Source organism: Desulfobulbus oralis (assembly GCF_002952055.1).
Classification (GTDB): Bacteria; Desulfobacterota; Desulfobulbia; order Desulfobulbales; family Desulfobulbaceae; genus Desulfobulbus; species Desulfobulbus oralis.
Window position 1 is genome coordinate 31,842 of sequence record NZ_CP021255.1, and the last position, 24,639, is coordinate 56,480.

Sequence of the window (24,639 nt, forward strand, 5' to 3'; positions counted from 1 at the left end):
AGAGACAGACAAGGAGACAAGATGAATGCAACGATGAAACGAACAGGCGTGACTCTGGGCATGGCGGTGCTTCTGCTGTCCGGCTGCGGCACGAAGAACCCGAAGCCGGACCTGGACCTGCGCCAGGAGCGGAGCGCGGCCTTCCACGAACGGATGGGCGCGGATGCGGCGATGGAGCCGATCCATGGGGAATTGACCCTGCCCCTGGCCATTGCGCGGGCGATCAAGTACAACCTGGATCACCGGGTGAAGCTGATGGAAAGCGCGGTGGCCCGGGAGCAGCTGACTCTGGCCCGGATGTCGTATCTGCCCACGGTGGTGGCCTCGGCGGGCTATTCCTCCCGCAGCAACGAGGCGGGTGCGGTGAGCCGTTCGCTGCTGACAGGCGACATCAGCCTGGAGTACTCGACCTCGCAGGAGAAGGACCACACCCTGAGCACGCTCAGGGCCTCCTGGGACATGATCGATTTTGGCCTGACCTATTTCACGGTGAGCCAGAAGACAGAGGAGATCGGCATAGCCGAGGAACAGCGGCGCAAGGTGGTGCAGAACATCATCCAGGATGTGCAGGAGGCCTACTGGCGGGCCTACATCGCCCAGGAGCTGCTGGCCGAAGTGGATGCCCTGGCTGCCGAGAGCGAGAAGGCACTGGTGCACTTCAAGGGTCTGGCCCACAAGGGCAAGGTGGATCCGAAGGAGGGCCTGAACCAGCAGCGGGAGTTGTTGCAGATCCGCTACAACATGCGGGGCCTGCAGGAGCAACTGGCCCAGGGCCGGATTCATCTGAACGCGCTTTTGAACCTGCCGCCGAACAGCCAGTATCATCTGCAGGCGGTGGTGCGGGAGTCGCTGCCGGTGATTGCGGCGAATGCGGACAAGCTGGAGGGCATGGCCCTGGCCATGCGTCCGGAGCTGCGCATGGAGGACAGCAAGCTCAAGATCAGTCAGGCCGAGGTGAAGAAGTCGATTTTGGAGATGCTGCCCCATGCGGAACTCTGGGGGCAGTTGAACAACGACACCAACCGGTACCTGTACAACGAGAGCTGGGGCGAGGTCGGCGCCCAGTTGAGCTGGAACCTGCTGGGGGCTGCCCAGGGTCTGGGCCGGCACGGGGTCTACAAGGCCGAGACCGAGCTGGCCGAGGCCCGGCATCAGGCCCTGTCCATGGCGGTGCTGGCGCAGGTGCATCTGGCGGTGAACCGCTACGGCATTGCCCTGAAGAAGTATGAAGACGCCTCGGAACTCGAAGAGGTGAGCGGGAATCTGGCCGCCATGCTGCAACGGGACAAGAAGCGCGAGGGCACGGCAGGTTATGGTCGCATCCGGGCCAACCTGCAGGCCACGGCGACGAAGATGGAGAGCATGCTGGCCTATGCGGAGGTACAGAACGCGCTGATGCGGGTCTACAACAGCCTGGGCGTGGATCCGATGGAGGAGATGACGGACGAGGCCGGTGTTGCCGAGCTTGCCGGCCGGATCGAGCGGCACCTGCAGAAGGTCAACGAAAGCCTGGTGCAGTGAGCTGAGCGAACAGCGTCTGCCTGCACGGAGGGAGCGGCTCTGCCGCTCCCTTTTTTTGTGGCAAAGGCCGAGCCGGGCAGACAGACAAGGGTTGAGCCACACCTGCTGCCGGCCTTTGAGTATTTTCCACGCTGCCCTGTATGCAAGTCTGCCTCGGCCCACGCTCACATTGTCATTGCAACACGAAGGGAAAAAAAGATAATTAAGGCAAGCAATGAAAAGGCGAAAGCGCAGCGGAATGAATACAGCGGAGCCCACACGCTTGGAGGATGCAAGTGGCGAAGGCCCCTCATGGCAGATGCCAAGCTGGGCATGAAGGCTGGCCTCGCCCGATTTTCAATGAGGTGGACAATGGTTGAAGCGGTTGACGTCGCAGCATATATCTTGACTCTGACCGGCCCGGTCACCACGATGAAGCTTCAGAAGCTGGTATTCTACACACAGGCCCGGTTTCTCGTCAAAAATGGCAAACCCCTGTTCAGGAACCGCATAGAGGCGTGGATCAACGGGCCGGTGGTGCCCGACCTGTTTCATCGGCACACGGGGATGTTCATGATAGGACCAGGACAGCTTGCGGCAAGCGCCGGGCTTTCGGACAGGGCCAGGGAGGCGGCGAGTGCGGTCGTCCGTGTGTTGGGGCCATTTTCCGGCGAACAGCTCAGACAGCTCAGCCACAACGAGAAGCCCTGGCAGGATGCACGCCATGGACGCGAACCGGAGGACAGGAGCGACCAGGAAATAAGCATTGAGGCGATGCGTACCTTTTACTCCAGCCCTGAATGCGCAAATCCCGCACTCAGGTGAACGAGGGCAAGGCCCCTTCCAAAAAGCAGATCAGGAGGGCCGGTGATTTGCTTGCCGGCCGCAAGGCTGGAGCAATGGCACCTGCGGACAAAACAGAGGCCTTGGCCATCCTGGGGTATTGGCGTGCGGTCCATATGGCTCCCCTGCACAAGACACTGGATCTGCTTGAATCAGTATGTGGCAGGGACGAATCAACCATTCTGGTCAGCCGATTGAAGAGGCTGGAATCCATCATTGACAAACTGAGGCGCTCTGGCCATCGATCTGATCTGAGTCAGATGCAGGACCTGGCCGGCTGCCGCCTGATCGTGCCGCATGATGACGATGTTCGCCGCATGGCCAACGAAATTGGGGCGGCCGGAGTTTCCATCAGGAAGGACTACCTGACTGTCCCACAAGACTCTGGTTACCGGGGCATGCATCTCATTTGCCGTCATGATGCGGCAGGCTATCAGGGGCTGCGTGTTGAAATCCAGATACGGTCGCGTCTTCAACACGCCTGGGCAACAGGAGTTGAAACCTATGATCTGATTGCCCGGGGCAACCTGAAGGCAGGCGAAGGCAAGGCGGAGGAGAGGCGATATTTTCAAATTCTCTCTGCCCTGATGAACTCCGGGCTTGAAGATGAAAGGACTTTAAGGGAAGAATTACAGGCAATTGACAGGCAATTAAATATTTATCATCGCCTGCGCGCGGCTGAGAATTCGATGTTTATCCAGGACAGCGATAAGCAGATTTGCCGCGCTGGAAGCTGTCTGCTCACCGTGAACACAGAGGAGCAAACCATCAACCTTGAGGTCTATTCAGCGCAAGAGGAGGCCGCTGCGGCGGACAAGTACACCGAGCTTGAAAGCCCAGGACAGGTGGGGCGCATTTACCTCCTGGCCCGCGCCGCCTCCCGGGAGCACCTGGAAATTGCCTTCCCTAATTACTTTTCGGGAATCAGGGAGTTCATGGCCCAACTTAAAGGGCTTTTGCAGTGAATCTGGCCGCAAGGCGCTGCCATTCCGCTCCTTGCCCCCAACGCCTGAGCGCAACCAAGCCGGACAGCCTCCTGGTAGAGAAAACTGCCGCCTGACGGGGGCCGAGCCGGGCAGACGAAGATGGTGGTGCAACGGGCCCGCTTTTGGTACAATCCTGCGCACAGGCGGGGCGTCTTCCCGGCCTGCGACATCATGGTCGCGGGCATGATCGGGCCAGGGCGCTCTCCGTTTTCTCTTCTTCCCTGACGATGTGAGGAAAACCCATGCATCTCATGAAAATTTGTGCTGCCGCCCTCCTTGTCTGCTGTCTTGGCGGCTGCGCCACGGAAAGCTCCAGGGTCGTGCCGACAGAAAAGGTCAAGGCCTATGACCGCCCCTACAGCGGCACCAGGACTTCTATTTCCGTGGGCAAATTCGACAATAAATCCAGCTACATGAACGGCGTGTTTTCAAACGGGGACAACCGCCTTGGCAGTCAGGCCAAGACGATCCTGCTCAGATGCCTGCAGCAGTCGGGCAGGTTTACGGTGCTCGACCGGGAGAACATGAGCGAAATCAGGCAGGAAGCCGGGCTGGCCAGGACCAGGCAGGAGATCCGGGGGGCCCGCTACGTCATCACCGGGGATGTCACCGCCTTTGGCCGGAAAAATATCGGCGACCGGCAGCTCTTCGGCATCCTTGGCCGGGGCAAGGAGCAGATCGCCTATGCCAAGGTGGATCTCAATGTGGTGCGGGTCAGCGACTCGGCTGTGGTGTATTCCGCGCAGGGGGCTGGAGAGTATGCCCTGTCGCACCGTGAAATCATCGGCTTCGGGGGTACGGCCGGCTACGATGCCACCCTGAACGGCAAGGTGCTGGATCTGGCCATCCGCGAGGCGGTCGACAACTTGGTGCAGGGGATCGACAATGGCGCCTGGACGCCTGCCGAATAAGCGGCCGCTCCTGGCCCTGCTGCTTCTGTTCCTGCCGCTTGCCGCCTGCACGCCAAGACACTTGCTCTACCAGTGGGGGCCCTATCAGCCCATCTCCTATCAACTGATGCAGCAGGATCCCATCACCTTGCAGGAGCAGATCCATGCCATGGAGGAGCACAGCCGGCAGGTGGACAGCGCCGGCGGCAAAGTGCCGCCGGGCTATCATGCCCAGCTTGGCCTGCTCTATGCCCACACCGGGAATATGGAGCGGATGCGTGCGGAATTCATGCGGGAAAAGGAGCTGTTCCCGGAGTCCGCGGTCTATATGGACTTTTTGCTGGCCGAGAAAAACAAGCCGGAGCGGCAGAGTGAAAAATAAATCTTTCCTGTACGTCCTGCTGATGGCGCAGACCCTGCTCTTTTCGGCCTGCGCCACGCGCGAGCCCGCCGATTACACCGCCTTTGCCCAGGCCAGGCCAAGGTCGATTCTGGTGCTTCCGCCCATCAACCACAGCACTGAAATCCAGGCAGGCAACAGTCTGCTTTCCTGGAGTTCCATCTCCCTTGCGGAAAAGGGCTACTATGTGATACCGGTGGCGCTCAGCAACGAGACCTTTCGGCAAAACGGCATCACCGAGCCGGAAGAGGCCCATGCCCTCCCCCTGGAGCGGCTGCGGAAAATATTTGGCGCGGATGCGGTGATGTACATCACGGTGGAACAGTTCGGCACCAGCTTCATGGTGCTGACCAGCCTGACCCAGGTGCGGGCCAAAGCCCGCCTGGTCGATGCCAGGAGCGGTACGGAGCTGTGGCACGGCGAGGCGGAGAGGCACAGCAACAGCCAGGGCGCCAATCAGGGACTTGTGGGCATGCTGGTCAGCGCGGTCGTTGATCAGATCATCAATACCAGCACAGACCGGGCCCATACCCAGATAGCCCCGATTGTTTCCGGCCAGCTCTTCTGTGCAGACAAATACGGGCTCTACCCCGGCCCCTACGCGCCGACTCCGGAAAAGCAGGCAGGCGCGGGGAAATAGGAACGGGCGCCAGCCGCGGCTGCAGGCGCGGCCCAGGGGATGGGGCGGACAGCGAGGCCGGCATGGGCATCAGCCAAAACGGGCGCGGCGTCCTCCCGGCATCCGCCTGCACGCACGGGGAGCGGCTCTGCCGCTCCCTTTTTTGTGGCAAGCGGCCTGCGGGCTGGCGAAAATCCGGCAGCCACTCTATAATGGCGGCACAGTATACAGTGCCCGCGTTGCAAAAGGGCGGGCGAATGCTCTCATCATCCTGGTGAAAGACATGCACATTGCCCAGAAGTTCCGGCGCCGCCAGCTCCTCCCGGCGCTGATCTGTTTCCTGCTTGCCGCCCCAGTCCCGCTGAAAGCCGAAGTGAGCGCAGGCCTTCAGGAACAAAGCCCAGGCGCAGATGCCGGCAGCGGGATCGCCGCCCCGGGCACGCAGTCCGGCCTGGACGGGATGCAGCCCCTGCCCGGGCCGGGCGCGACAGGCCCGGTTCAGGCTGCCGCTGCCCAGAAGATGCGCGTGCTGGTGGTGGCCAACAGGGAGGCCACCATTGCCGGCCGCCTGTACGGCACCATCAGCCAGATTCATGTCAGGGAAAGCGAGCGCTTCAAGACCGGGCAGACCCTGGTCAGCTTCGACTGCAGGGAGCTGGCCGCGGAAAAGGCGGTGGCCCAGGCCGAACTCCGGCTGCACAGCACCACCAACAAAGCCAACGCCGAACTCTATGCCGAAAAGGTGATCGGCTCCCTGGAAAAGGATCTGTCCCAGGCCAAAGTGGCGGAGGCCAATGCCAAGATCAAGGCGGTCAACGCCAAAATGGCCAACTGCAGCATCACCGCGCCCTTCGACGGTCAGGTCGTGGAGCTGAAGGCCAAGGCCCACGAGACCCTGCAACCCGGCATGCCCATCATGCTGATTCAGAATTCCCATGATCTGGAGGCCCATGTGCACGTGCCCTCCGCCTGGATGGTCTGGCTCAAACCGGGAGCACGCTTCAGGGCCCATATCGAGGAAAGCGGGACCGCCTACGAGGCCCGGGTGACTGCCCTGGGCGCACGGGTGGATCCGGTCAGCCGCACGGTGAAGATCTACGCGGAGATTCCAGGCGATCATCCGGAGCTGCTCCCCGGCATGAGCGGTTACGCGGAGTTCGACCGGCAATGAGCCAGGGGCCGGACAGAGCGCAGGCCAGACCGCCCGCGCAGGAGGACGGCGCGGCCAAGTCCGCGGGCCCTGCGGAAGGGCTGGTCCGTCTGATCGCCCTGGAGCGTCAGGCCCGCCGCTGTGAAAGCCGGCAGGAGCTGGCCTTCACCATGGTGAACTGGACGCATCGCCTCATTCCCTACTACCAGGCCCTGTTTTTTCGCAGGGGCGGCGGGGGCAATGGGGCCAGCCCCGTGCTGGAGGCGGTGTCCGCCGTGGCCACGGTGGACGGCAACACGCCCTTTGCCCTGTGGGCAAGAGACTTCTGCCGGAGCATCCTGCAAAGGTATCCGGAGGTGAAACTGCAGCAGATCGATCCCGGGCGGCTGGACAAGGCCACCGTTGCGGGCTGGCAGCAGTGGTGGCCGGCGCAGGTGCTGCTCTGCCCGCTCAGGGGGCGGAATCAGGCCCTGCTGGGGCTGCTCCTGCTGGCGAGAGAAGAGCCCTTTCTGCCGCAGGAACTCTCCCTGCTGGAGGTGCTGAGCGACGCCTACGGCCATGCCCTGGCCGCCTTCCAGAGCGAGGCCAGGCGAGGTTTGCCGGCCCTGTCCACAAAAAAACGGCGGACTGTCGGCCTGACGGTGGCCGCCACCCTGCTGGCCCTGCTCCTGCTTGTTCGCATTCCGGAAAGCGTGCTGGCTCCGGCGGAAATCGTGCCCAGGGACCCCCTGATCGTCAGCTCTCCGGTCAGGGGCCAGATCCGGGACATCGACGTGCAGCCCTACCAGATGGTGCGGCGGGGGCAGTTGCTCTTTCATCTGGACGACACGGAAATGGTCAACCAGTTGGCCCTGGCGCAGAAGAACCTGCAGGTGGTGCAGGCGGAATACCTGCGCGCCGAACAGAAGGCCTTTTCCGATCCGCTCAGCAAGGCGGATCTCGAAGTGCTGCGGGTGCAGGCCGAGGAGAAGGCCCTGATCGTCGATTACACCCGGCAGGAACTGGAGCGGCAGAAGATCAGCGCGGCCCAGGACGGGATGGCGCTGTTCAGCGACCGTAACGACTGGATCGGCCGCCCGGTGGCCATCGGCGAAAAGGTGATGACCCTGGCCGACCCGACCAGGGCGGAAATCCGGATCATGATGCCGGTGGACGACGCCATCGCCCTGGAACCGGGCGCTGCGGTCAGGCTCTTTCTGCGCACCGACCCGCTCAACCCTGTGGCCGCCACCATCAGCCGCACCAGTTTCAAGGCCGAGGAGCAGCCGGGCGGCGGTCTGAGCTTTGTGCTGAAGGCCACCTTCGACGGGCCGGAACAGGAGCGGCGCATCGGCCTGCAGGGCACGGCCAAGGTCTACGGCGGCAGGGTCTCGCTGTTCTACTACATTTTCCGCAAGCCGCTCTCGGTCATCCGGCGTGAGGTGGGACTCTGATGACCGGGCTGGCGGTGCAACAGAGCTGCGGCATGGCCGGCGGCGGGAAAGCGCCCGCGCCCGCGGCCTTTTTCGGGCAACTGCGGCCGGATGTGGATCTCTACCCCGGCACGCCCCAGGCGGACGGTTCGCCCACCTGGGTGCTGCACGATCCGGTGGCCAACCATTTTCTCGAAATCGGCTGGCTGGAATTCGAGATCATCAGCCGCTGGAGCCTGGGCAACAGCCAGGCCATTGTCCAGAGCATCAACCGCGAGACCGCCCTGACGGTCAGCGAGGCAGACATCAAACGAACCGGCCTCTTTCTGGAGTCACAGCAGGTCCTGCTGGACGATCCGCAAACGCTCCTGCGCAAAAGCCGGCTGGCCGCCCGGAAAAAATACGGCAGCGTGCTCAGGTTTCTGGTGTCCCACTACCTCTTCTTCCGCGTCCCCATCCTGCGACCGGATGCCTTTCTCGGCAACACCCTGTGGCTGGTGCGACCGCTGTTCGGCGCGGGCTTCCGCTGCTTCCTGGGGATCGCGGCCCTGCTCGCGCTCTTCCTCGTACTGCGGCAGTGGGACGCCTTCATCCGCACCACCCTGGAGTTTCTCAGCTGGGATTCGCTCGTCTACTACGCTGCCGCCGTCTTTGTGGCCAAGTGCTGCCACGAACTCGGCCATGCCTACTGCTGCAAACACTACGGCCTGCACGTGCCGGTCATCGGCATCGCCTTTCTGGTGTTCTGGCCTTTTCTCTACACCGATACCGGCGAAAGCTGGAAACTCACCTCCAGAAGGCAGCGGCTGCATATCGTGGCCGCCGGCATGGCGGCGGAAGGCGCGCTGGCCGTGCTCAGCACCCTGGCCTGGACCATCCTGCCGCCGGGCGTCCTGCGCAACACCGCCTTTTTTCTCGCCACCACCTCCTGGATCATGACCCTGGCGGTCAACATCAGCCCCTTCATGCGCTGGGACGGCTACTACCTGCTCTCCGACCTCACAGGCATCAAGAACCTGCAACCCCGGTCCATGGCCCTGGCCAGGTGGCGGCTGCGCGAACTGATCTTCGGCTTCGGCGATCCGCCGCCGGAAGAGGTCCGGCCCGGTGTCCGGCGTTTCATGATTCTCTATGCCCTGGGCGTCTGGCTCTATCGCCTGATGATTTTTACCGGCATCGCCCTGATGGTCTACCACTTCTTCATCAAGGTGCTGGGCATTGTCTTGGGCACAATCGAACTGCTCTGCTTCATCTGGCTGCCCATTCAGAAGGAACTGCTGCTCTGGTACAGGAAGCGCAGGGAAATGCACTGGAACCGGCACAGCATCGTCAGCCTCGCCCTGCTGACGCTCCTGGCCCTGCTCTTCTTCCTGCCCTGGCGCAGCTACCAACTGCTGCCGGCCGTCCTCCGGCCTGCGGAATTCACCGAACTCTATCCGCCCTTTGCCGCCAGGATCGAAAAGGTGCATGTGCACCCTCCGGCCAGGGTGCACAAGGGCGAGCCGCTCTTTGATCTGGCCTCGCCCGAACTCGACTTCAACATCAGACAGGCGGCGACCGAGATCAAGCTGGCCGGAGCGCTGCTGCAGCGGGCCAATACCGACGTCGATCTCCTGCGGGAGCAGCGGGAAGTGGCCATCGAGCAGAATGTCAAGGCCCAGCAGCTCTACCGGGGCTTCCGGGAAAAGGCGGCCATGCTCCATATCACCGCGCCCTTCGACGGCGTGGTGGTGGCCGTTGCCGACGAACTCAGGCCGGGCCTGTGGGTCGACGAGGGACAGAGCCTGGGCATGATCGCCAATACAGAGGGGCCTGCTTTGGTCTTTGCCTATACGGATGCGGAGGGACTGCCGGCCCTGAGCGAGGGGGCGGCGGGATTCTTTTACGCGGAACACCTGGGGGGTGAGCGCCTGCCGGTCTCGGTCATCCACATCAGCCGGGTCAATACGGCCCTGCTGGGCGAGCCGCTTCTGGCCTCGGTGCACGGCGGGCCGATCGCCGTTGAAGAGGCTGGGCATCCAGGGCAGTACCGGCCCAGGGATTCAATTTTTCTGGTCGTCTTTGCGGTTGCAGAGAAGGGCCGGCCCCTGCGCGCCATCCAGCGGGGCCACGTGCGGGTGGCCAGCGAGCCGCGCAGCTACGCCCTGCGCATGTGGCGCAACCTGCACTCCCTGCTCATCCGGGAATCGGGCTTTTAACGGCAGAAGCGGATGGCGTATCCGGGGCGCGCCAGATGCCCAGCGGGTTTGGCCGGGCCATGTGGCAACAGGCTACTTGAACCAATAGGGAGTGGATCTGGCCCAGGGCGTATCCCCATAGCGCCTGTGCAGCACGAGAAAGGCCCGGCGTGAATAGGCGGCATGTGAGCCGTCACGACGGCAGCCATAACGTGTTGTCCGCACTGCCCGATACAGATCCGCTGCGCGCTCATTCCGCTCTTCCGGGCTGCGTATAAAGGGCTGTGCAAATTCCCTGCCGATGACTGCGGTGCTCAGATACTGCGGACCAGAAGGCACTCTTTCCAGAGCTGCAATTTCCTGCTGATCAATCAAGGCGAAATAAGGATGCTGATTCAGCAACTGTTTTTGCTGCTCAAGATATGGTTTTATTTCATCTTCACTCATATCTGATGAAAAAATTTTATTGTCTATAGGAATAATTTTCATTAAATCAAGATATGGTTTTATTTCATCTTCACTCATATCTGATGAAAAAATTTTATTGTCTATAGGAATAATTTTCATTAAAGTGAATTCTCTACCGCCTAAAGGCGGTAGCTTCGAACCATTGCCGCCTGCAAGGCGGCTTACGGAGCCAGGGTAAAATCGTCATCGTGGGCTCGCTCCTCCAAGTCCTGCTCTGCAATATATTGCATGATGACATCGTCTGTGACATTGCCTGAACTGGCGGCAAAATATCCGCGACCCCACAGATGACGGCCCCAAAATTGCCCGGACAAACGTCGGTTTTCTGCAAGCAGCTTGCGTGAGGTTTTCCCTTTTATGCGGCCAACCAATTTACTCACAGAAATCTGTGGAGGAAGCGAAACAAACAGATGTACATGATCTTTGGAGACGTGCCCTTTCAAAATATCTATATCCATGGATCGGCATATTTCTCGTATCAGATCCCGTAAACGCACGGCCACGTCTCCAAAGAGAACCGGTTTGCGATACTTGGTAATCCATACAATATGGACCTTGAGGGAATAAATTGAATGCGAGCCTTTGCGATACGCATAGTCATCCATAGTATCGCAAACCTACTGAAGTCTTCGCCTCAAGGCGAGGGATTTTCTCCCATTCCCAGAAAGAGACATTAAAAATTTCCTCTTTCAATGAGGAGATATCATAGCGACACCACCAATTATTATCATTTGGATTATGGGAATCTATATCAAATTCTGAAAATTTTACTATATGATTATTTACAGGATCCTGACAAAATCCCAAATATACTGTAGGCCTTAATCTGGGAATTTTTAAGAGTAACGATATATATTTATAATAATCATCTTTTGAAATATGTTCATTTATCAATTCACGAATCGATGGATTAAGGTTGCCTGCCAAATCCGCATATTCCTCAATTTTTTTATTATCATAGTTTAATAGAATTGCTCTGGTAAAAATAGTTTTTGCTATCATTTTTCTGTATTCTTTATATATAAGCTTATTGGTAGCTATACGATATAGCTCTTTCAACGGTAATATATCAACCATAGCCCGCCAAAAGTAGTCATCATTCTCATAATTATCTGAATAATAATGGTATATCTTATGAGAAGATAAGGCGATACTTTCCGCTTCTTCAATATTCAAGGCCAGTATACTTTCCCATCTATAAAAGCTATAAGGAAATTTCTTTTTAATATCTCCGAGAAATGAACGCGCTTCGTTAAATTTCCCGGTATATATATACCATCTGAATATATTGCTCAGAACCGACTTAAATTCAATGGAGTATACGCCATATTGCTTCCATTTTTTATCAAAATAATCCCAGTGCTTTTTGAGCAAAGCACTAATTTCTTCTGCTTCTCCTCTTGCCAAATGGATACGTATGACATGTTGCCAAAGACTTAAAAACCATGATTGAAATTCCTGCGTTTCTTCTGCCCATGGAGATTGAAGCAATGGCTTGGCATCTGCCATTATCTCTTGGGCCAACATATCATGAGGATGAACACGCTGTATGGCAACTTGCAGCCAAACACCATCCTTGGTTGTCTTCCATTTTTTCAGAGCGTGAAGGACAATATCCCTGTTTTGTTGCCAGTAAGGATGATCTTTCTTATGGAGAGACCAGAGCCAGTCAACATCAAAAATATTATACGCCCACTTGGCCTGCATCCAATCAATAAAGTCATCTTTTCTAGCCAAGGTTTTGACCGCCTGCATCTTAATACTTTTTGGGGTACCAGCAGTTATCCACCAATTTACCGCTCTAGAATCTGGATCATATAGCGGAAAATAGGTATCAATTTGCTGCAAAGCATTGTTTTTTTCTATAAGCATTTGATCAGTTTTTTCTATTTCTTTTAAATTCGAATGAATAATTTGATTAAGCCAATCCAGATGAGTTAATACTGTATTACGAGGAATGTTAAAATCGTATGGCCTAAATAATATACCTGAATTACCCATCATTATAAATCTACTCATCATTATAAATCTGTAATCTCTAGCAATATAATGAATTAAATGTAGCGAAGGATCAGATACAATTTTTTCTATTTTATTATAAGCTTCTGGAATATGCCCCATATATGCTAGAGTACGAATAGTCATATAAGAAGCAAATGGCCGCTGTGGAGCATCTGCCATCTTTTCAAGATCTTCATAATATTTCAATGCTTCTTTGTAATCACCAATATAAAAATGCCAGCTTCCAAGTTGATAAAGAAAATCGCTTTGCGCTCGCTTAGGTAATAATTTATAATTTGGTCGTATTGGCGGATTATATTGGTTGGATGAAGAGGAACATGCTGAAAATACTCTATTTTGGTTTGCCGCCCATATTTTTAAATATGGAGATTCCCCTCCATATTCTATAGAAATTTCCCGAAAAGTTCTTATTGCCTGATTATAATTAAAAGATATGCCTGCTGAAGATACATTTTCTGTATATATTTTACCTTGGATCCCTATATAATTTAATGATTTTGACCATACTTCTTTATGTTTATTATATTTATTATAATAATATCCATATGATATTGAATCGTTATATGGCATACACCATGAATCTGTAAATAACCTTTCTGACATCAACTTTGGTCTCTTGATTTCATCACACATCAAATTTTCAATATTACTAAAGTAGAATATAAGCAATAAACTGATTACAAATGCAGTATTCTTGTTCATTTTTCCTCTCCTGTGAATTCAAATTGCCAATGCACCACGGGTGGAGACAGGACGGGATACTGGCCAAGGTGGAAGGCCGACAGGCAGCAGCCAAAAGGAGTTCACCATGCCCACAGCCATCTTACACTGGAAGAGCGCACCAGTAACGAAGTATTTGTAGCCATGGCCATGAGTTGCCGGAAAGTTGCAGTGTATCCTGGCAGAAGCCATACAAGCGCGTGCCGGGAACTGCGCCAGGGCAGCTCCAAATCCGGGGCATCAACTGCCACCAGATCACGGCAGGCATGCTCCACAAGGTTGCACAACGGCTGAATGACCGCCCTCGCAACGGGCTACGCTGCCAGTCTCCCGCTGCAGTTTTTCACCACGCCCTAACTGGGCTCCACCTGCAATTGGAATGCACCGAACCTTAACATATAATTTTCAGCAAACAATTCAATCAGGTGCATCAGGGCCGCTGCCCTGAACCTGTTTGCCCTTGCCCGGCTTGTCGGCCTTTTTCCCGGGCCATGCCGCCGGCCCTTTTTCAGTGTCGCCTGCCGCCCTGCCTTCGCCCTGTGTCGGCCCTTCAGCCGTCATGTGCCGCCCCTCCGCCCCGCCCTCCGGATCAGAGGACATGGTGTTGGCCGGGGTGCCGTCTGCAACCCCACCACCCTGCTCCGGCGGGCGCCGCCCCTGCTTCTGATAGCGCTGCACCGCCCGGTTATGCTCGGCCAGGGTGTTCGAGAACACGTGGCTGCCGTCGTTTCTGGACACAAAATACAGGGCTTCCGAGTCGGCAGGGGCCAGCACGGCCGACAGCGCGGCCCGGCCGGGGCTGCAAATCGGCCCGGGCGGCAGGCCCTTGAGCATATAGGTGTTATGACTCGAAGGGCTGCGCAGGTCGGCCTTGCGCAGTTTGCCGGTATAGGCCGCGCCCAGGCCGTAGATGACGGTCGGGTCGGATTGCAGCGGCATACCCTGACCGAGGCGGTTCAGAAAAACCCGGGCAATGAGCGGGCGCTCGGCTGCCCTGCCGCTCTCCTTTTCCACTATCGAAGCCAGGATCAGCGTATCGTGCGGACTCATGCCGGCCTGCCCGGCCGCGGCTCCGGGCAGCTCCCCCCAGACCTGCCGGAAGCGCTGGACCATGCGGTGCAGCAACTGCGCCTCCGTTATGCCCCGCTCCATAAAATAGGTATCTGGAAAGAGGTAACCCTCGAGGCTTTTGGCCTGCACCCGCTCGCTCTTCAGGAAGGCCGGATCATGGCAGAGGCGCAGAAATTCCTGGGCATCCACCCAGCCGCCGCCGGCAAAGACCGCGGCGATCTGCTCCAGCCTGAGGCCCTCCACGATGGTGACCGGATGGCGCAGCACCTCGCCGCGCGCGATTTTGCGCAGCACCTGGGGCGCAGTCATGCCAGGGGCAAAGCTGTATTCACCGGCCTTGAGCCGCCCGCTCAGGCCGGAAAGGCGCAGCCAGACCAGATAGCGGATGTCGTCCGGCACAAGGCCCTTGTCCGCCAGCAGCGCGCCGATCCGGCGCACACCCGAACCCGGAGGAATCAGCACCGTGACCTCCGTACCCGGGCCGACCGGCTGACGGCAGAACTGCCAGAACCAGCCGCCCAAAAAAACGGCAATGCCCAGCACGAGCAGGAGCACAGCGGCGAAGCTGCGCCGCCATTTCCTAAGACCTGGGCCGCCGCCCGCATCGGCCATCGCCGAAGGCGCCTGCAGCTCCGGCCCCTCCTGCCGCCCCGCACCGCATGACGCTGCGTCCGAAACGCCTGCCGCTTCTGCCGACCCGGCTTCCAGTTCCGGGTCTGAAGCAGTTTTTTCCGATTTCTGATCTGCTGGCAGTTCCCTATCCGGCATAATTCGGCGATCCTCCAAAAAAAGACTCCCCGCACCGGCAGGAACGGGGAGTCAGAAAGATGAAAGGCATGGCAGGAAAAACCTCAATCGTTTTGCCGTTCCTCGGTGTCCGGCTCCGATTTTCCGGCTTTGCTCCGCGACTTGCGCGGCTTTTTTCCGGCCCCGGCCCCGGAGGCATCGCCAAAGGCACGGGCAATGACCTCATCCATGTGCTGCACCGGGTAAAAGCTCAACTGATCCCGCAGTTCCTCCGGAATCTCCACCAGATCCTTCTGGTTTTCCATGGGAATCAGAATATGGGTAATACCCGCCCTGAGTGCGGCCAGAGCCTTCTCCTTCAGGCCGCCAATGGGCAGCACCCGCCCGCGGAGCGTGACCTCGCCGGTCATGGCCAGACCCTTGATCACCGGCTTGCCGCTGATGGCTGAAAAAAGCGCCGTGGTCATGGTGATGCCCGCAGAGGGCCCGTCCTTTGGAATGGCGCCGGCTGGCACGTGAATGTGGATATCCACAGTATCGAAATACTCCGGCGCCACGCCCAGCTCTTTGGCCCGGCTGCGGCAGTAGCTGAGCGCCGCCTGCGCGGATTCCTTCATCACCTCGCCGAGCTGCCCGGTCAGGAGCAGCTTGCCTTTGCCCGGCAGAATGCTGGTCTCTATCTGCAAAAGCTCGCCGCCCAGCTCCGTCCACGCCAGGCCCACGACCAGACCCGGCTCGCCGCTGGCATCCAGCTCGCTTTCCGGCAGGAACTTGGGCGGCCCCAGGTATTTCTCCAGCATGGCGCTGGAAACTGAATACGGCCCTTTGCCGCCTTCAGCCACACGGCGGGCGATCTTGCGGCAGACCTTGCCCAAAGCGCGCTCCAGATTACGCACGCCAGCCTCGTGGGTGTATTCGCGCACCACACGGCGCAGAATCTGGTCCTCCATCCTGATCTGGCTGGGCCTGATGCCCGAAGCCTCGATCTGGCGCGGCAGCAGGTATTTGCGGGCGATCGCCATCTTTTCCTCCAGCGTGTAGCCGGACAGCTCGATCACCTCCATGCGGTCGTGCAGCGGCCCGGGGATCGTGTCCACCCGGTTGGCCGTGGTGATGAACATGACCTTGGACAGATCAAAGGGCAGGTTCATGTAGTGATCGGAAAAGGTGGCGTTCTGCTCCGGATCCAGCACTTCCAAAAGCGCGGAGGACGGATCGCCCCGGTAGTCGTCGCCCACTTTGTCGATTTCATCCAGCATGAAGACCGGATTGTTGGTGCCCACCTGCTTCAGGCCCTGCAAAATGCGGCCCGGCATGGCGCCGATATAGGTGCGGCGGTGGCCGCGGATCTCGGCCTCGTCGCGCATCCCGCCCAGGGAGAGGCGGTAGAATTTCCGCCCCATGGCCCGGGCAATCGCCTGACCCAACGAGGTTTTGCCCACGCCCGGCGGACCGGCAAAGCAGATGATCGGCCCCTTGGTGTCCGGATTCAGCTTGCGCACGGCCAGAAATTCCAGGATGCGGTTCTTGATCTCTTCCAGACCGTGGTGGTCTTCGTCCAGCACCTTTGCGGCCTGGGCCAGGTCCAGCACGTCTTCCGAACTCTGCTTCCATGGCAGATCCAGAAACCAGTCGATATAGGTGCGGATGATATTGGCCTCCGAGGCGTCCGGGTGCATCATCTCCAGCCGCTTGAGCTGCTTCCTGGCCTCTTTCTTGGCGTATTTGGGCATCCGCTTCTTGCGGAGCTGCCGCGCCAGCTCCTCGATTTCCTGCGAATAATCGTCCTCGTCGCCCAGCTCCCGGCGCAGGGCCTGGATCTGTTCACGCAGGAAGTATTCCCGCTGGCTCCGGGACATCTCCTCCTTGGCGTCAGACTGGATCTTCGCCTGCACCGTGGAGACTTCCAGCTCCTTGTTCAGCAGTTCGGAGACCAGTTGCAGCCGCTCCAGCGGGTGGATGCTTTCCAGAATCCTCTGGGCCTCCGAGGCCTTCAGACGCAGGTTCGCGCCAACCAGATCGGCCAGCCGGCCCGGCTCCTCGATGTTGTTGATGACCATCATCAGATCAGCCGAAAGATGGCCCCTGAGCGACATGATCTTTTCCATCTGCTCGCGGATGGCGCGCATGAGAGCCTCGGTTTTCACCGAATGTTCGCCCAGTTCCGGCTCATGCACCAGCTCCAGCTCCACCCTGTAGCAGGGTTTGGTCTGCAACGTCTTTTTGATGCGCGCCTTGGACAGGGCCTGCACCAGCACCTTCAGCCGGCCGTCCGGCAGCTTCAGAGTGCGCATGATCTGCACCACCATGCCCACCTGATACAGGTCTTCGGGGCCCGGTTCATCTGTAGTCGGGTCTTTCTGGGTCACCAGCATGAGGAGTTTCTGCTGGGAAAGCGCCTCGTTCACCGCCTCGACCGAGCTGTCCCGCCCCACAAAAAGCGGGATGATCATATAGTTGAAGACCACCACATCCCGCACCGCCATCAGGGGCAGCACTTCCGGGATTTCGAGGTCCTGCGGCGCTTCCGCCATTTCCGTCCCGCCATGGGTGCCGGCATCATCGATATCCACGTGTATCTCCTTCGCGCATGCGCACGTCAGCCAAACAGCATTGAAAGTAGGGCTCAAGAATAAACACCGTGGCCATGAAGTCAAGAAAGCGCGCCCGCAGACACCGGCCTGCAGCCGCATTCGCTCCCCGGGCCCAAACAGGGCGAACGGGGCGCCGGTCGCTTTCTGCTTGTGCCGGCGGGGCTCTCGTTTTACCCTTGCAGTCTCAACACTCTGGAGGTGCCCATGTACGATCCGGCTTCATATTTTGATTTGTCGGCAAGCAGCCATGCCGCTCTTTTCGCTGGCTGCGAACAGGTCTGGCAGGCGCTGACCCGTTTACAGGACTATGTGCAGGCGCAGGTGGCACAGGCGGCAGGCGGCCTGCTGCTGCCCGCTGATCTGGGAAACGGCATCCCGCTCGCCGCGCCGCTGGTCCTGCACGAGGGCAGGGTGCTGTCCGGCCGGCATTTTGCCATTGCAAGCGGCAGCATCGCGAAAGGAGAACTTGCGGTCAGAGACGAGAAGGGGCGGCTGCTGGCAGGCGCCTCCGTGGTCATGGCAGGCGCGGTCCTGATGGGCAGCGGCATCAAAATCGGCCGGGGCGTCCTGATCGAGGCGGACGCGCTCATCAAGGCCCCGGCGATCATCGGGGACAACAGCGAGATCCGGCAGAGCGCCTACATGCGCGGCAACTGCCTCATCGGTCGCGGCTGCGTGGTCGGCCATGCCACGGAAGTCAAGCATTCGGTCTTTCTGGACGAAGCCAAGGCCGGGCACTTTGCCTATCTGGGCGACTCCATTCTGGGCCGGGATGTCAATCTGGGGGCAGGCACCAAGTGCGCCAACCTGCGCTTTCTGCCGGGCAGGGTCATGATAAGAACCGGACAGGGCCGGCTGGACAGCGGACTGCTCAAGTTCGGCGCCATTCTGGGCGACCGGGTGCAGACCGGCTGCAATTCGGTCACCAGCCCGGGCACGCTGATCGGCCCGGACTCTCTGCTCATGCCTAATGCAACCGCAGTTTCTGGAATACACCCCGCCAGAAGTCGCCTGCCCTAGTGTCGATGGCGTAGGGATCGCCGCCGCCGTACTCGTAGAGGGCGAAAAAGAAGGCAAAGCAGATGCCCACGGCAAAGAAGATGCGAAGCACCCGCGTCCAGGGCGGCCGCTGCTGCTGCCCGGAAATGCGGCGGTAGACAAAGATCAGAATGAAGGTGAAGCCAATGGTATAGGGTGCGGTGAGCAGCATCTGCGCCAGCGTGTGCAGCACCGTGGCCGCCAGGCTCTGGCCCAGCCGCAGATGGAAAATCACGTAGCCAAGGCCAGCGAAGAAGAGCGTCAGGACGCCCTGCCGGGGCGTCTCCGAGGCGCCCGCGGGCCCTGACCGGCGCGGAGCCGGCATTTCGGTTCTGTTGTCCATATTTTTCATTCAAGTGAGAGTTGCCATGTTGCCTGTTGCCTGCATGCTGCTGGAAAGTGCGGCCAGCCCCGACTGGGTACTGCCCCTTGTAACGGCTTTCTCGCCGCTTGTCCATCTCTGCCCGCTGCCCGGTCCCGGAGCAGAAGAGGCCGGACTGCGCCGGCTCGCCGAAAAGGGCCGGCTCCTGGCGCACTGCAGCCTGCCCTGCCCCAACCCCTGGTTCATCACGCAGAATCCGATAGTCGCGGACGCGCTTCTGGCCGCCTGCCGGGAGGCCGGCGGTGCGCCCATGGCCCTGCCCGGACTCCTCCTGCCCGCCACCGCCGGTCCGGAGCTTCTGCAGCAGCAGTGCCCGGAACTCCTGGACGGCCTGGCCGCCCTGCAGGACGCAGCGGACGAAGACGTGCAAAGACTGGCCGATGCCTGTGCAGAGAGCCTGCGCCACAGCGAAGCGAGGCCAAAGGAGGGGCCGGGAGCGCTCTGCCGCCTCCGGCTCTTCGTGCTGCCGCAGACGAGTCTGGCCCTGCTCCTGGCCGACCTGACGGCAGGGGAAAGGCCTGGCCTGCAGCCCCAAACCAGGCCCTGTCTGCTGGGGCTTCTGCAAAAGGCCGGGCAGGCGGCCGGAGGCTGAAGCTCCCCAACCGCCAAAAGGCCCCTGCCGCCTCTCTCCTGCAAGAATATTTGCCAAACAGGGCGGCACAGCGGTATATTGGCCGCCCTGGGGCTTTTTTCCGTTCCCGGCCGGACGATCCCGGCCGCACGCTGTCTTAACCCGGCCAATACCAATGTCCAGCTCCTTTTCCGCCATCCTGCCCGATACCGCTGCCTTTGCCGCGGCGCTTCAGAACCACAATCTCGTGCCGGTGCACCGCACGATGCTGGGCGATCTGGATACGCCGCTCAGCCTCTTTGCCAAAATCGCGGAAAACAGCGAGCAGGTCTTCCTGTTCGAGTCCATGGAGGGCGGCGAAAAATGGGGGCGTTACTCCTTCATCGGCTTTGACCCGCTCATCACCTTTACCAGCCAGGGCCCGCACTACCGCATCGCCTACCCAGGCCTGGCCGGCATGACGCCGGTGGAAAGAGACGGCAATCCGTTCCAGGCCCTGCGCGAGCTCATGCGCTCCTTCAGGGTCGCGAAGCCTGACGACACGGCGATGCTGCCCCGCTTTTACGGTGGACTGGTCGGCTATCTGGGCTATGACATGGTGCGTTTTGTGGAAAAGCTGCCAGACCGGCATCCCATGCAGGACATGCCGGACAGTGCCCTGTTCATCCCGCGCATTCTGCTGATTCATGACCACCTGAAGCAACTGCTGCGCGTCGTGTGCACGGTGTGGCTTCCCGAAACATCCGGGCTCGACGCCACGGCGCTCCACGCCCAAGCCTGCAGCCGCATCGACGCGGTGTGCGCCCAACTGCGGGGGCCGGTGCCAGCAGGTCTTTGCCGGCACGAACCTGCAGCAAAACATGTATTCCACAGCAGCGCCGGGCCGGACGGCTACCGGAAAATGGTCGAGCGCGCCCGGGAATACGTCCTGGCCGGCGACGTGATTCAGGTGGTGCCCTCCCAGCGTTTCGAGGCCGAGGCCCATGTGACGCCTTTTGCCGTATACCGGGCCCTGCGCCACGTGAACCCCAGCCCCTATCTCTTCTTCCTGCGCCAGAGCGGCATCACGCTCATCGGCTCTTTACCGGAAATTCTGGTCCGGCTGGAAGAGGAGCGGATTACGGTGCGCCCCATTGCGGGCACCAGAAAACGCGGCAGGACCGCGGAGGAAGACCAGGAACTGGAACGGGAGCTTCGAGCCGACGAGAAGGAGCGGGCCGAGCATCTCATGCTCGTGGATCTGGGCAGAAACGACGTGGGCCGGGTGGCGACTCCGGGCACGGTTCAGGTGCAGGAACTCCTGGTGGTCGAGCGCTACAGCCACGTGATGCACCTGGTTTCCGGCGTGCAGGGCCGCCTGGCGCCGGGGAAAGACCAGTTCGACGTGTTTGCCGCCAGCTTCCCGGCCGGTACGGTGAGCGGCGCGCCCAAGATACGGGCCATGGAGATCATCGACGAGCTGGAATGCTGCCGCCGGGGGCCCTATGCGGGCGCGGTGGGTTACTTCGGCTTTTCCGGCAACATGGACTTCTGCATCGCGCTGCGCACCTGCGTGCACACCGGCAAAACCCTGTGGGTCCAGGCAGGCGCCGGCATTGTCGCAGACTCCGATCCCGAAAGGGAATACGAGGAAACCGTCAACAAATCCATGGCCATCCGAAAGGCCGTGGAACTGGCCGAACAGGAGCTGTAAATGGCAGAACAAGAACAGCAGAAGCCCTCTACCCCGGTCCAGGTCGACACGAGTCCAGTGCCTGCCGAAGCAAAGGCGCCAGGCTGGCGCGGCAGCCCGCGCCGGGTGCCGTTCTGGAGCGGCCTGCGCTGGCTGGCACGGGCCTGCGGGCTGGTCGTGAGGCGGCCGCTGTCGTGGCTCGGCGCCCTGCTTCTGGTGGAAGCGTTGACCGTGGCCGGCAGCCTGCTGCTGCCGCGCCTGGCGGACGCCGGGTGGCTGGCCTCCAGGCTCACCGGATATGGAACCCTGGTGGCCTGGACAGGCCTGTGGGTGCTGCTGGCGGGCGGCGTGGCCCGCATGGTTGCCGCCCAGGGGCGCGGCGAACCCGGCCATGCCTGCATGGTCTTTGCCGCTTTCCGGGAAAAGCGCCTGTGGCCGCTCGCGCTTGTGGTTGCGCTCTACGCGCTGGCCCTGCTGGTGATGGCGGAATTGAGCGGGAATCAGATCAATTTTGACGGATATGACATCATCTCGGCCAATACGAGCTTCATTTGGCTGGACCTCATCGTGGGCCGCTGTCTGCTGGACTGGCTGCCCGCTTGGCCTGTGGAGTGGCAGCTCCTTGTGCATCTGGTGGTGCTGGGGCCGCTGGCCGTGGCCCCAGCCCTGCTGGCTACGCTGTTGGGCCCGGCCCTGACGGTGCCGGCCGGGCAAAGGCCGGGCCAGGCAGCGGCGGCCCTGCTCCTGGCCTGCCGGAAAAACGCTCTGCCCCTGATGATGGCCTGGTGTCTCGGGCTGGCTCTCTTTTTCGGGGAGACAGACTGCATGCGTTTGTTGCCCTGGCCGGATAGTGAACTGACCGCTGTGGAGACCGCTCTTTGCAATGCGCTCTTTTTCCTGTGGCTGATTGCAGGCGCCCTGGCTGTACACGACATGTTTCCCGAGGTGGCAGAGCCCGATGCCTGAAGCAAACTTCAACCCCTACGCCGCACCCAAGGCGGATCTGAGCCCGCCGTCCGGGCCGGAAGACGGGAGCGGCAGCCCGCGCCGGGTGCCGTTCTGGAGCGGCCTGCGCTGGCTGGCACGGGCCTGCGGGCTGGTCGTGAGGCGGCCGCTGTCGTGGCTCGGCGCCCTGCTTCCGGTGGAAGCGCTGACCGTGGCCGGCAGCCTGCTGCTGCTGCGCCTGGCGGACGCCGGGCGGCTGGCCACCAGGCTCACCGGATATGGAGCCCTGGTGGCCTGGCCGGGCCTGTGGGTACTGCTGGCGGGCGGTGTGGCCCGCATGGTTGCCGCCCAGGGGCGCGGCGAACCCGGCCATGCCTTCATGGTCTTCGCCGCTTTCCGGGAAAAGCGCCTGTGGCTGCTCGCGCTTGTGGTTGCGCTCTACGCGCTGGCCCTGCTGGTGCTGCTGTCCACACCCCTCCTGAGCATGGGTTTAGATCTGTCCTACATAACGACAGATGCGCTTTCCCGGACCAGCACCGGGCTGCCATACCTGGCCGTGATGGTGGCGGCCCTTCTTGATGACTTTGCCGTGTTTCCCGCCTCCGAAGCCATTCAGTCCATGGTGTGTCTTTTGGGGCTGGGTTCGCTGGCTGTGACCCCTGCCCTGCTGGCTACGCTGTTGGGCCCGGCCCTGACGATGCCGGCCGGGCAAAGGCCGGGCCAGGCAGCGGCGGCTCTGCTCCTGGCCTGCCGGAAAAACGCTCTGCCCCTGATGATGGCCTGGTGTCTCGCAGTGGCGTTGTACGTGGTTCTTGTCGAGACAACATGGCAGGGCAAGAGAATGCTCCCCTCATACTTAGACGCCATGGCCATCTTGTGGAACGCGCTCTCCTTCCTGTCCCTGATTGCAGGCGCTCTGGCCGCCCGGGATATTTTTTATCAGGAACAAGGCGCCGCTCCGGCGAAACACGCAGCTTGGCCGGCACAGGAACCCCGCAATCCACAGGACAGCTCATGCTGATACTCATCGACAACTACGATTCCTTTACCTACAACATCGTGCAGATGCTGGGTACGGCTCCGCCGGGGGCCCCCGCAGACTGGCAGCCGCCGGAACTCAGCGTGTTCCGTAACGATGCCGTCACGGTGGCGGCGCTTATGGCGCTCTCGCCGACACGGCTCATCGTCTCGCCCGGCCCCTGCACCCCCAGCGAAGCCGGCATCTCGGTCAGGGCCATTCTCGCGGCCAGCAGCCGCGAGCCGCCCATTCCGGTGCTGGGCGTGTGCCTGGGTCACCAGGCCATCGGCCAGGCCTTTGGCGGCAGGGTGCTGCGTGCGCCCAGGCCCATGCACGGCAAAACGAGCCCCGTCACGCATGACGGCAAAGGCGTGTTCGCCGGCCTGCCCTCGCCCTGCACCGTGATGCGCTACCATTCCCTGATCGTGGAAGAGGCCAGCCTCCCCGACTGCCTCACGGTCACGGCCAGAAGCGCGGACGACGGCCTGATCATGGGTCTGCGCCACAAAAGGCTGCCGGTGGAGGGCATCCAGTTTCATCCGGAATCCATCATGACCACGGACGGACTCGGGCTGCTGCACAACCTGCTCCGGCCCGATTATCCCGCACTTTGGCAAAACCAGTAGGAAGCGCTATGGATACGCCCGATTTCCTCGGCGATGACCCGCGTCTGGCCGCATTCAGCGAAGGGGTGGACAGCGCGGAAAAACTTTTGGCCACTGATCCGGCCGCATCCGCGGTGCGCAGCCGCAGCGTGATGGAACAGATCATCCGCTGGATCTACGAGGTGGACGGCTCCCTGCGCCAGCCGCCGGAAAATACGCTTGCCGGACTGCTGCACAGCGCCGGATTCAGGCAGATTCTGCGATCGGAACTGTGGCGGCGACTCGTCGGCATCCACACACTGGGCAATACGGCGGCCCACAGTGCAGGCCCCATTCCCCGGACCCAGGCCGAAGAGGCGATCGGCGCCCTGCGCGAATTGCTGCGCTTTGCGGAAAAGCGCTATCTGCACCAGGAGGCGGCCGCCCCCACGCCGCCCGCGGCAGAATGGCGGGAAGCGCCGTCCACCCGGAACACTGCCATTGTACAAGCACGAGGCGGCAGTCTGTTGGGCAGGGTACTGAGATCCACCGGCAAGGGGGCTGTGCTGGTGCTGATCCTGATCGCGCTGTTCTTCGCCCTGGCCCATTTTGAACCCACCAGGCCCACTGTGCGCAGGCTCTGGGCCAAAACCCGGCTCTGGGTGCCCAGCCTGCCCGAAAACCCCGCAAGCATCATCGAAACAGACAGGGGCGAAACCGTGCGCTGCTGGCAGGGCCCGGACGGTAAAAAAATCTACGGCAATGTGCAGCCTGCCGACGGCAGATTCAAACCCTGCAAATAAGCTTCGCTTTTCATGAAAGAGCGTACA

The 24,639-nt window shown here is 60.3% G+C and carries 22 protein-coding genes; 16 read left to right on the forward strand and 6 right to left on the reverse strand.

Features of this window, described 5'->3' with window-relative positions:
- Positions 1-21: 21 nt before the first annotated feature.
- From CAY53_RS00115 to CAY53_RS00155, 9 genes are all read left to right on the forward strand, one after another.
- Entirely contained in the window at positions 22-1,521 is a 1,500-nt protein-coding gene (locus CAY53_RS00115) for a TolC family protein (protein WP_181040315.1), read from the forward strand.
- 351 nt (positions 1,522-1,872) lie between these two features.
- The gene (locus tag CAY53_RS12820) at positions 1,873-2,325 is read left to right on the forward strand and encodes a Panacea domain-containing protein (protein ID WP_181040317.1); all 453 of its coding nucleotides are present in this window, start codon (positions 1,873-1,875) and stop codon (positions 2,323-2,325) included.
- On the forward strand, positions 2,301-3,308 hold the full coding sequence (locus tag CAY53_RS00125; protein WP_104935408.1) for a RelA/SpoT domain-containing protein: 1,008 nt from the start codon (positions 2,301-2,303) through the stop codon (positions 3,306-3,308). Before CAY53_RS12820 ends, CAY53_RS00125 begins: the two co-directional genes overlap by 25 nt.
- A gap of 263 nt (positions 3,309-3,571) precedes the next feature.
- Positions 3,572-4,240, forward strand: a complete 669-nt coding sequence (locus CAY53_RS00130; protein WP_219842679.1) for a CsgG/HfaB family protein — start codon at positions 3,572-3,574, stop codon at positions 4,238-4,240.
- On the forward strand, positions 4,215-4,601 hold the full coding sequence (locus CAY53_RS00135) for a DUF4810 domain-containing protein (RefSeq protein ID WP_104935409.1): 387 nt from the start codon (positions 4,215-4,217) through the stop codon (positions 4,599-4,601). The genes CAY53_RS00130 and CAY53_RS00135 overlap by 26 nt, the downstream gene beginning before the upstream one ends.
- On the forward strand, positions 4,591-5,259 hold the full coding sequence (locus tag CAY53_RS00140) for a DUF799 domain-containing protein (RefSeq protein ID WP_219842680.1): 669 nt from the start codon (positions 4,591-4,593) through the stop codon (positions 5,257-5,259). Before CAY53_RS00135 ends, CAY53_RS00140 begins: the two co-directional genes overlap by 11 nt.
- A 262-nt stretch (positions 5,260-5,521) precedes the next feature.
- Complete coding sequence (locus CAY53_RS00145) at positions 5,522-6,409, forward strand: efflux RND transporter periplasmic adaptor subunit (protein ID WP_146106331.1); 888 nt, start codon at positions 5,522-5,524, stop codon at positions 6,407-6,409.
- Positions 6,406-7,821 (forward strand): efflux RND transporter periplasmic adaptor subunit, encoded by a 1,416-nt coding sequence (locus tag CAY53_RS00150; RefSeq protein WP_104935411.1) that lies wholly within the window; start codon positions 6,406-6,408, stop codon positions 7,819-7,821. Before CAY53_RS00145 ends, CAY53_RS00150 begins: the two co-directional genes overlap by 4 nt.
- Complete coding sequence (locus CAY53_RS00155) at positions 7,821-9,998, forward strand: HlyD family efflux transporter periplasmic adaptor subunit (protein WP_104935412.1); 2,178 nt, start codon at positions 7,821-7,823, stop codon at positions 9,996-9,998. The genes CAY53_RS00150 and CAY53_RS00155 overlap by 1 nt, the downstream gene beginning before the upstream one ends.
- A gap of 72 nt (positions 9,999-10,070) precedes the next feature.
- Here CAY53_RS00155 and CAY53_RS00160 read toward each other — a convergent pair whose 3' ends face one another.
- The 5 genes from CAY53_RS00160 to lon form a co-directional block, all read right to left on the reverse strand.
- Positions 10,071-10,544, reverse strand: a complete 474-nt coding sequence (locus CAY53_RS00160) for a hypothetical protein (RefSeq protein WP_146106332.1) — start codon at positions 10,542-10,544, stop codon at positions 10,071-10,073.
- Between the two features lie 62 nt (positions 10,545-10,606).
- Positions 10,607-11,050 carry an IS200/IS605 family transposase gene (gene tnpA, locus CAY53_RS00165; protein WP_104935414.1) on the reverse strand — a complete coding sequence of 148 codons (444 nt, stop codon included), beginning with the start codon at positions 11,048-11,050 and terminating at the stop codon, positions 10,607-10,609.
- Positions 11,043-13,169 (reverse strand): tetratricopeptide repeat protein, encoded by a 2,127-nt coding sequence (locus CAY53_RS12350; protein ID WP_146106333.1) that lies wholly within the window; start codon positions 13,167-13,169, stop codon positions 11,043-11,045. Before CAY53_RS12350 ends, tnpA begins: the two co-directional genes overlap by 8 nt.
- Positions 13,170-13,604: 435 nt before the next feature.
- A complete protein-coding gene (gene mltG / locus CAY53_RS00175; protein ID WP_104935416.1) occupies positions 13,605-15,026 on the reverse strand; it encodes an endolytic transglycosylase MltG in 1,422 nt (473 codons plus the stop codon).
- 83 nt (positions 15,027-15,109) lie between these two features.
- The gene (lon, locus tag CAY53_RS00180; RefSeq protein WP_104937369.1) at positions 15,110-17,539 is read right to left on the reverse strand and encodes an endopeptidase La; all 2,430 of its coding nucleotides are present in this window, start codon (positions 17,537-17,539) and stop codon (positions 15,110-15,112) included.
- Positions 17,540-17,803: 264 nt separating this feature from the next.
- Between lon and CAY53_RS00185 the strand changes: the two genes are divergently transcribed.
- Positions 17,804-18,619: an LbetaH domain-containing protein gene (locus tag CAY53_RS00185; protein ID WP_104935417.1), complete on the forward strand. Its 816-nt coding sequence runs from the start codon at positions 17,804-17,806 to the stop codon at positions 18,617-18,619.
- Here the strand turns inward: CAY53_RS00185 and CAY53_RS00190 are convergent.
- Positions 18,567-18,980 carry a hypothetical protein gene (locus CAY53_RS00190; protein WP_146106334.1) on the reverse strand — a complete coding sequence of 138 codons (414 nt, stop codon included), beginning with the start codon at positions 18,978-18,980 and terminating at the stop codon, positions 18,567-18,569. The genes CAY53_RS00185 and CAY53_RS00190 overlap by 53 nt on opposite strands.
- A 25-nt stretch (positions 18,981-19,005) precedes the next feature.
- Between CAY53_RS00190 and CAY53_RS00195 the strand changes: the two genes are divergently transcribed.
- The 6 genes from CAY53_RS00195 to CAY53_RS00220 all read left to right on the forward strand — a co-directional run bounded on the left by CAY53_RS00195 (position 19,006) and on the right by CAY53_RS00220 (position 24,612).
- The gene (locus CAY53_RS00195) at positions 19,006-19,611 is read left to right on the forward strand and encodes a hypothetical protein (RefSeq protein ID WP_104935419.1); all 606 of its coding nucleotides are present in this window, start codon (positions 19,006-19,008) and stop codon (positions 19,609-19,611) included.
- Positions 19,612-19,765: 154 nt separating this feature from the next.
- Positions 19,766-21,283, forward strand: a complete 1,518-nt coding sequence (gene trpE, locus CAY53_RS00200; protein ID WP_104935420.1) for an anthranilate synthase component I — start codon at positions 19,766-19,768, stop codon at positions 21,281-21,283.
- Positions 21,284-22,228: a hypothetical protein gene (locus CAY53_RS00205; RefSeq protein ID WP_104935421.1), complete on the forward strand. Its 945-nt coding sequence runs from the start codon at positions 21,284-21,286 to the stop codon at positions 22,226-22,228.
- Positions 22,221-23,228, forward strand: coding sequence for a hypothetical protein (locus CAY53_RS00210; RefSeq protein WP_104935422.1), 1,008 nt, complete (start codon positions 22,221-22,223; stop codon positions 23,226-23,228). The genes CAY53_RS00205 and CAY53_RS00210 overlap by 8 nt, the downstream gene beginning before the upstream one ends.
- Positions 23,222-23,851, forward strand: coding sequence for an anthranilate synthase component II (locus tag CAY53_RS00215; protein ID WP_104935423.1), 630 nt, complete (start codon positions 23,222-23,224; stop codon positions 23,849-23,851). Before CAY53_RS00210 ends, CAY53_RS00215 begins: the two co-directional genes overlap by 7 nt.
- 8 nt (positions 23,852-23,859) lie before the next feature.
- A complete protein-coding gene (locus CAY53_RS00220) occupies positions 23,860-24,612 on the forward strand; it encodes a DUF4145 domain-containing protein (protein WP_104935424.1) in 753 nt (250 codons plus the stop codon).
- Positions 24,613-24,639 lie beyond the last annotated feature (27 nt).

Coding starts and splice junctions, on each gene's coding strand:
- CAY53_RS00220 (WP_104935424.1), top strand. CDS start 23,860: ATGGATACGCCCGATTTCCTCGGCGATGACCCGCGTCTGGCCGCATTC.
- lon (WP_104937369.1), bottom strand. CDS start 17,539: ATGGCGGAAGCGCCGCAGGACCTCGAAATCCCGGAAGTGCTGCCCCTG.
- CAY53_RS00115 (WP_181040315.1), top strand. CDS start 22: ATGAATGCAACGATGAAACGAACAGGCGTGACTCTGGGCATGGCGGTG.
- CAY53_RS00190 (WP_146106334.1), bottom strand. CDS start 18,980: ATGGACAACAGAACCGAAATGCCGGCTCCGCGCCGGTCAGGGCCCGCG.
- CAY53_RS00215 (WP_104935423.1), top strand. CDS start 23,222: ATGCTGATACTCATCGACAACTACGATTCCTTTACCTACAACATCGTG.
- CAY53_RS00130 (WP_219842679.1), top strand. CDS start 3,572: ATGCATCTCATGAAAATTTGTGCTGCCGCCCTCCTTGTCTGCTGTCTT.
- mltG (WP_104935416.1), bottom strand. CDS start 15,026: ATGCCGGATAGGGAACTGCCAGCAGATCAGAAATCGGAAAAAACTGCT.
- CAY53_RS00185 (WP_104935417.1), top strand. CDS start 17,804: ATGTACGATCCGGCTTCATATTTTGATTTGTCGGCAAGCAGCCATGCC.
- CAY53_RS00210 (WP_104935422.1), top strand. CDS start 22,221: ATGCCTGAAGCAAACTTCAACCCCTACGCCGCACCCAAGGCGGATCTG.
- trpE (WP_104935420.1), top strand. CDS start 19,766: ATGTCCAGCTCCTTTTCCGCCATCCTGCCCGATACCGCTGCCTTTGCC.
- CAY53_RS00205 (WP_104935421.1), top strand. CDS start 21,284: ATGGCAGAACAAGAACAGCAGAAGCCCTCTACCCCGGTCCAGGTCGAC.
- CAY53_RS00145 (WP_146106331.1), top strand. CDS start 5,522: ATGCACATTGCCCAGAAGTTCCGGCGCCGCCAGCTCCTCCCGGCGCTG.
- CAY53_RS12820 (WP_181040317.1), top strand. CDS start 1,873: ATGGTTGAAGCGGTTGACGTCGCAGCATATATCTTGACTCTGACCGGC.
- CAY53_RS00195 (WP_104935419.1), top strand. CDS start 19,006: ATGTTGCCTGTTGCCTGCATGCTGCTGGAAAGTGCGGCCAGCCCCGAC.
- CAY53_RS00135 (WP_104935409.1), top strand. CDS start 4,215: ATGGCGCCTGGACGCCTGCCGAATAAGCGGCCGCTCCTGGCCCTGCTG.
- CAY53_RS12350 (WP_146106333.1), bottom strand. CDS start 13,169: ATGAACAAGAATACTGCATTTGTAATCAGTTTATTGCTTATATTCTAC.
- CAY53_RS00160 (WP_146106332.1), bottom strand. CDS start 10,544: ATGAAAATTATTCCTATAGACAATAAAATTTTTTCATCAGATATGAGT.
- CAY53_RS00150 (WP_104935411.1), top strand. CDS start 6,406: ATGAGCCAGGGGCCGGACAGAGCGCAGGCCAGACCGCCCGCGCAGGAG.
- CAY53_RS00125 (WP_104935408.1), top strand. CDS start 2,301: ATGCGCAAATCCCGCACTCAGGTGAACGAGGGCAAGGCCCCTTCCAAA.
- CAY53_RS00155 (WP_104935412.1), top strand. CDS start 7,821: ATGACCGGGCTGGCGGTGCAACAGAGCTGCGGCATGGCCGGCGGCGGG.
- tnpA (WP_104935414.1), bottom strand. CDS start 11,050: ATGGATGACTATGCGTATCGCAAAGGCTCGCATTCAATTTATTCCCTC.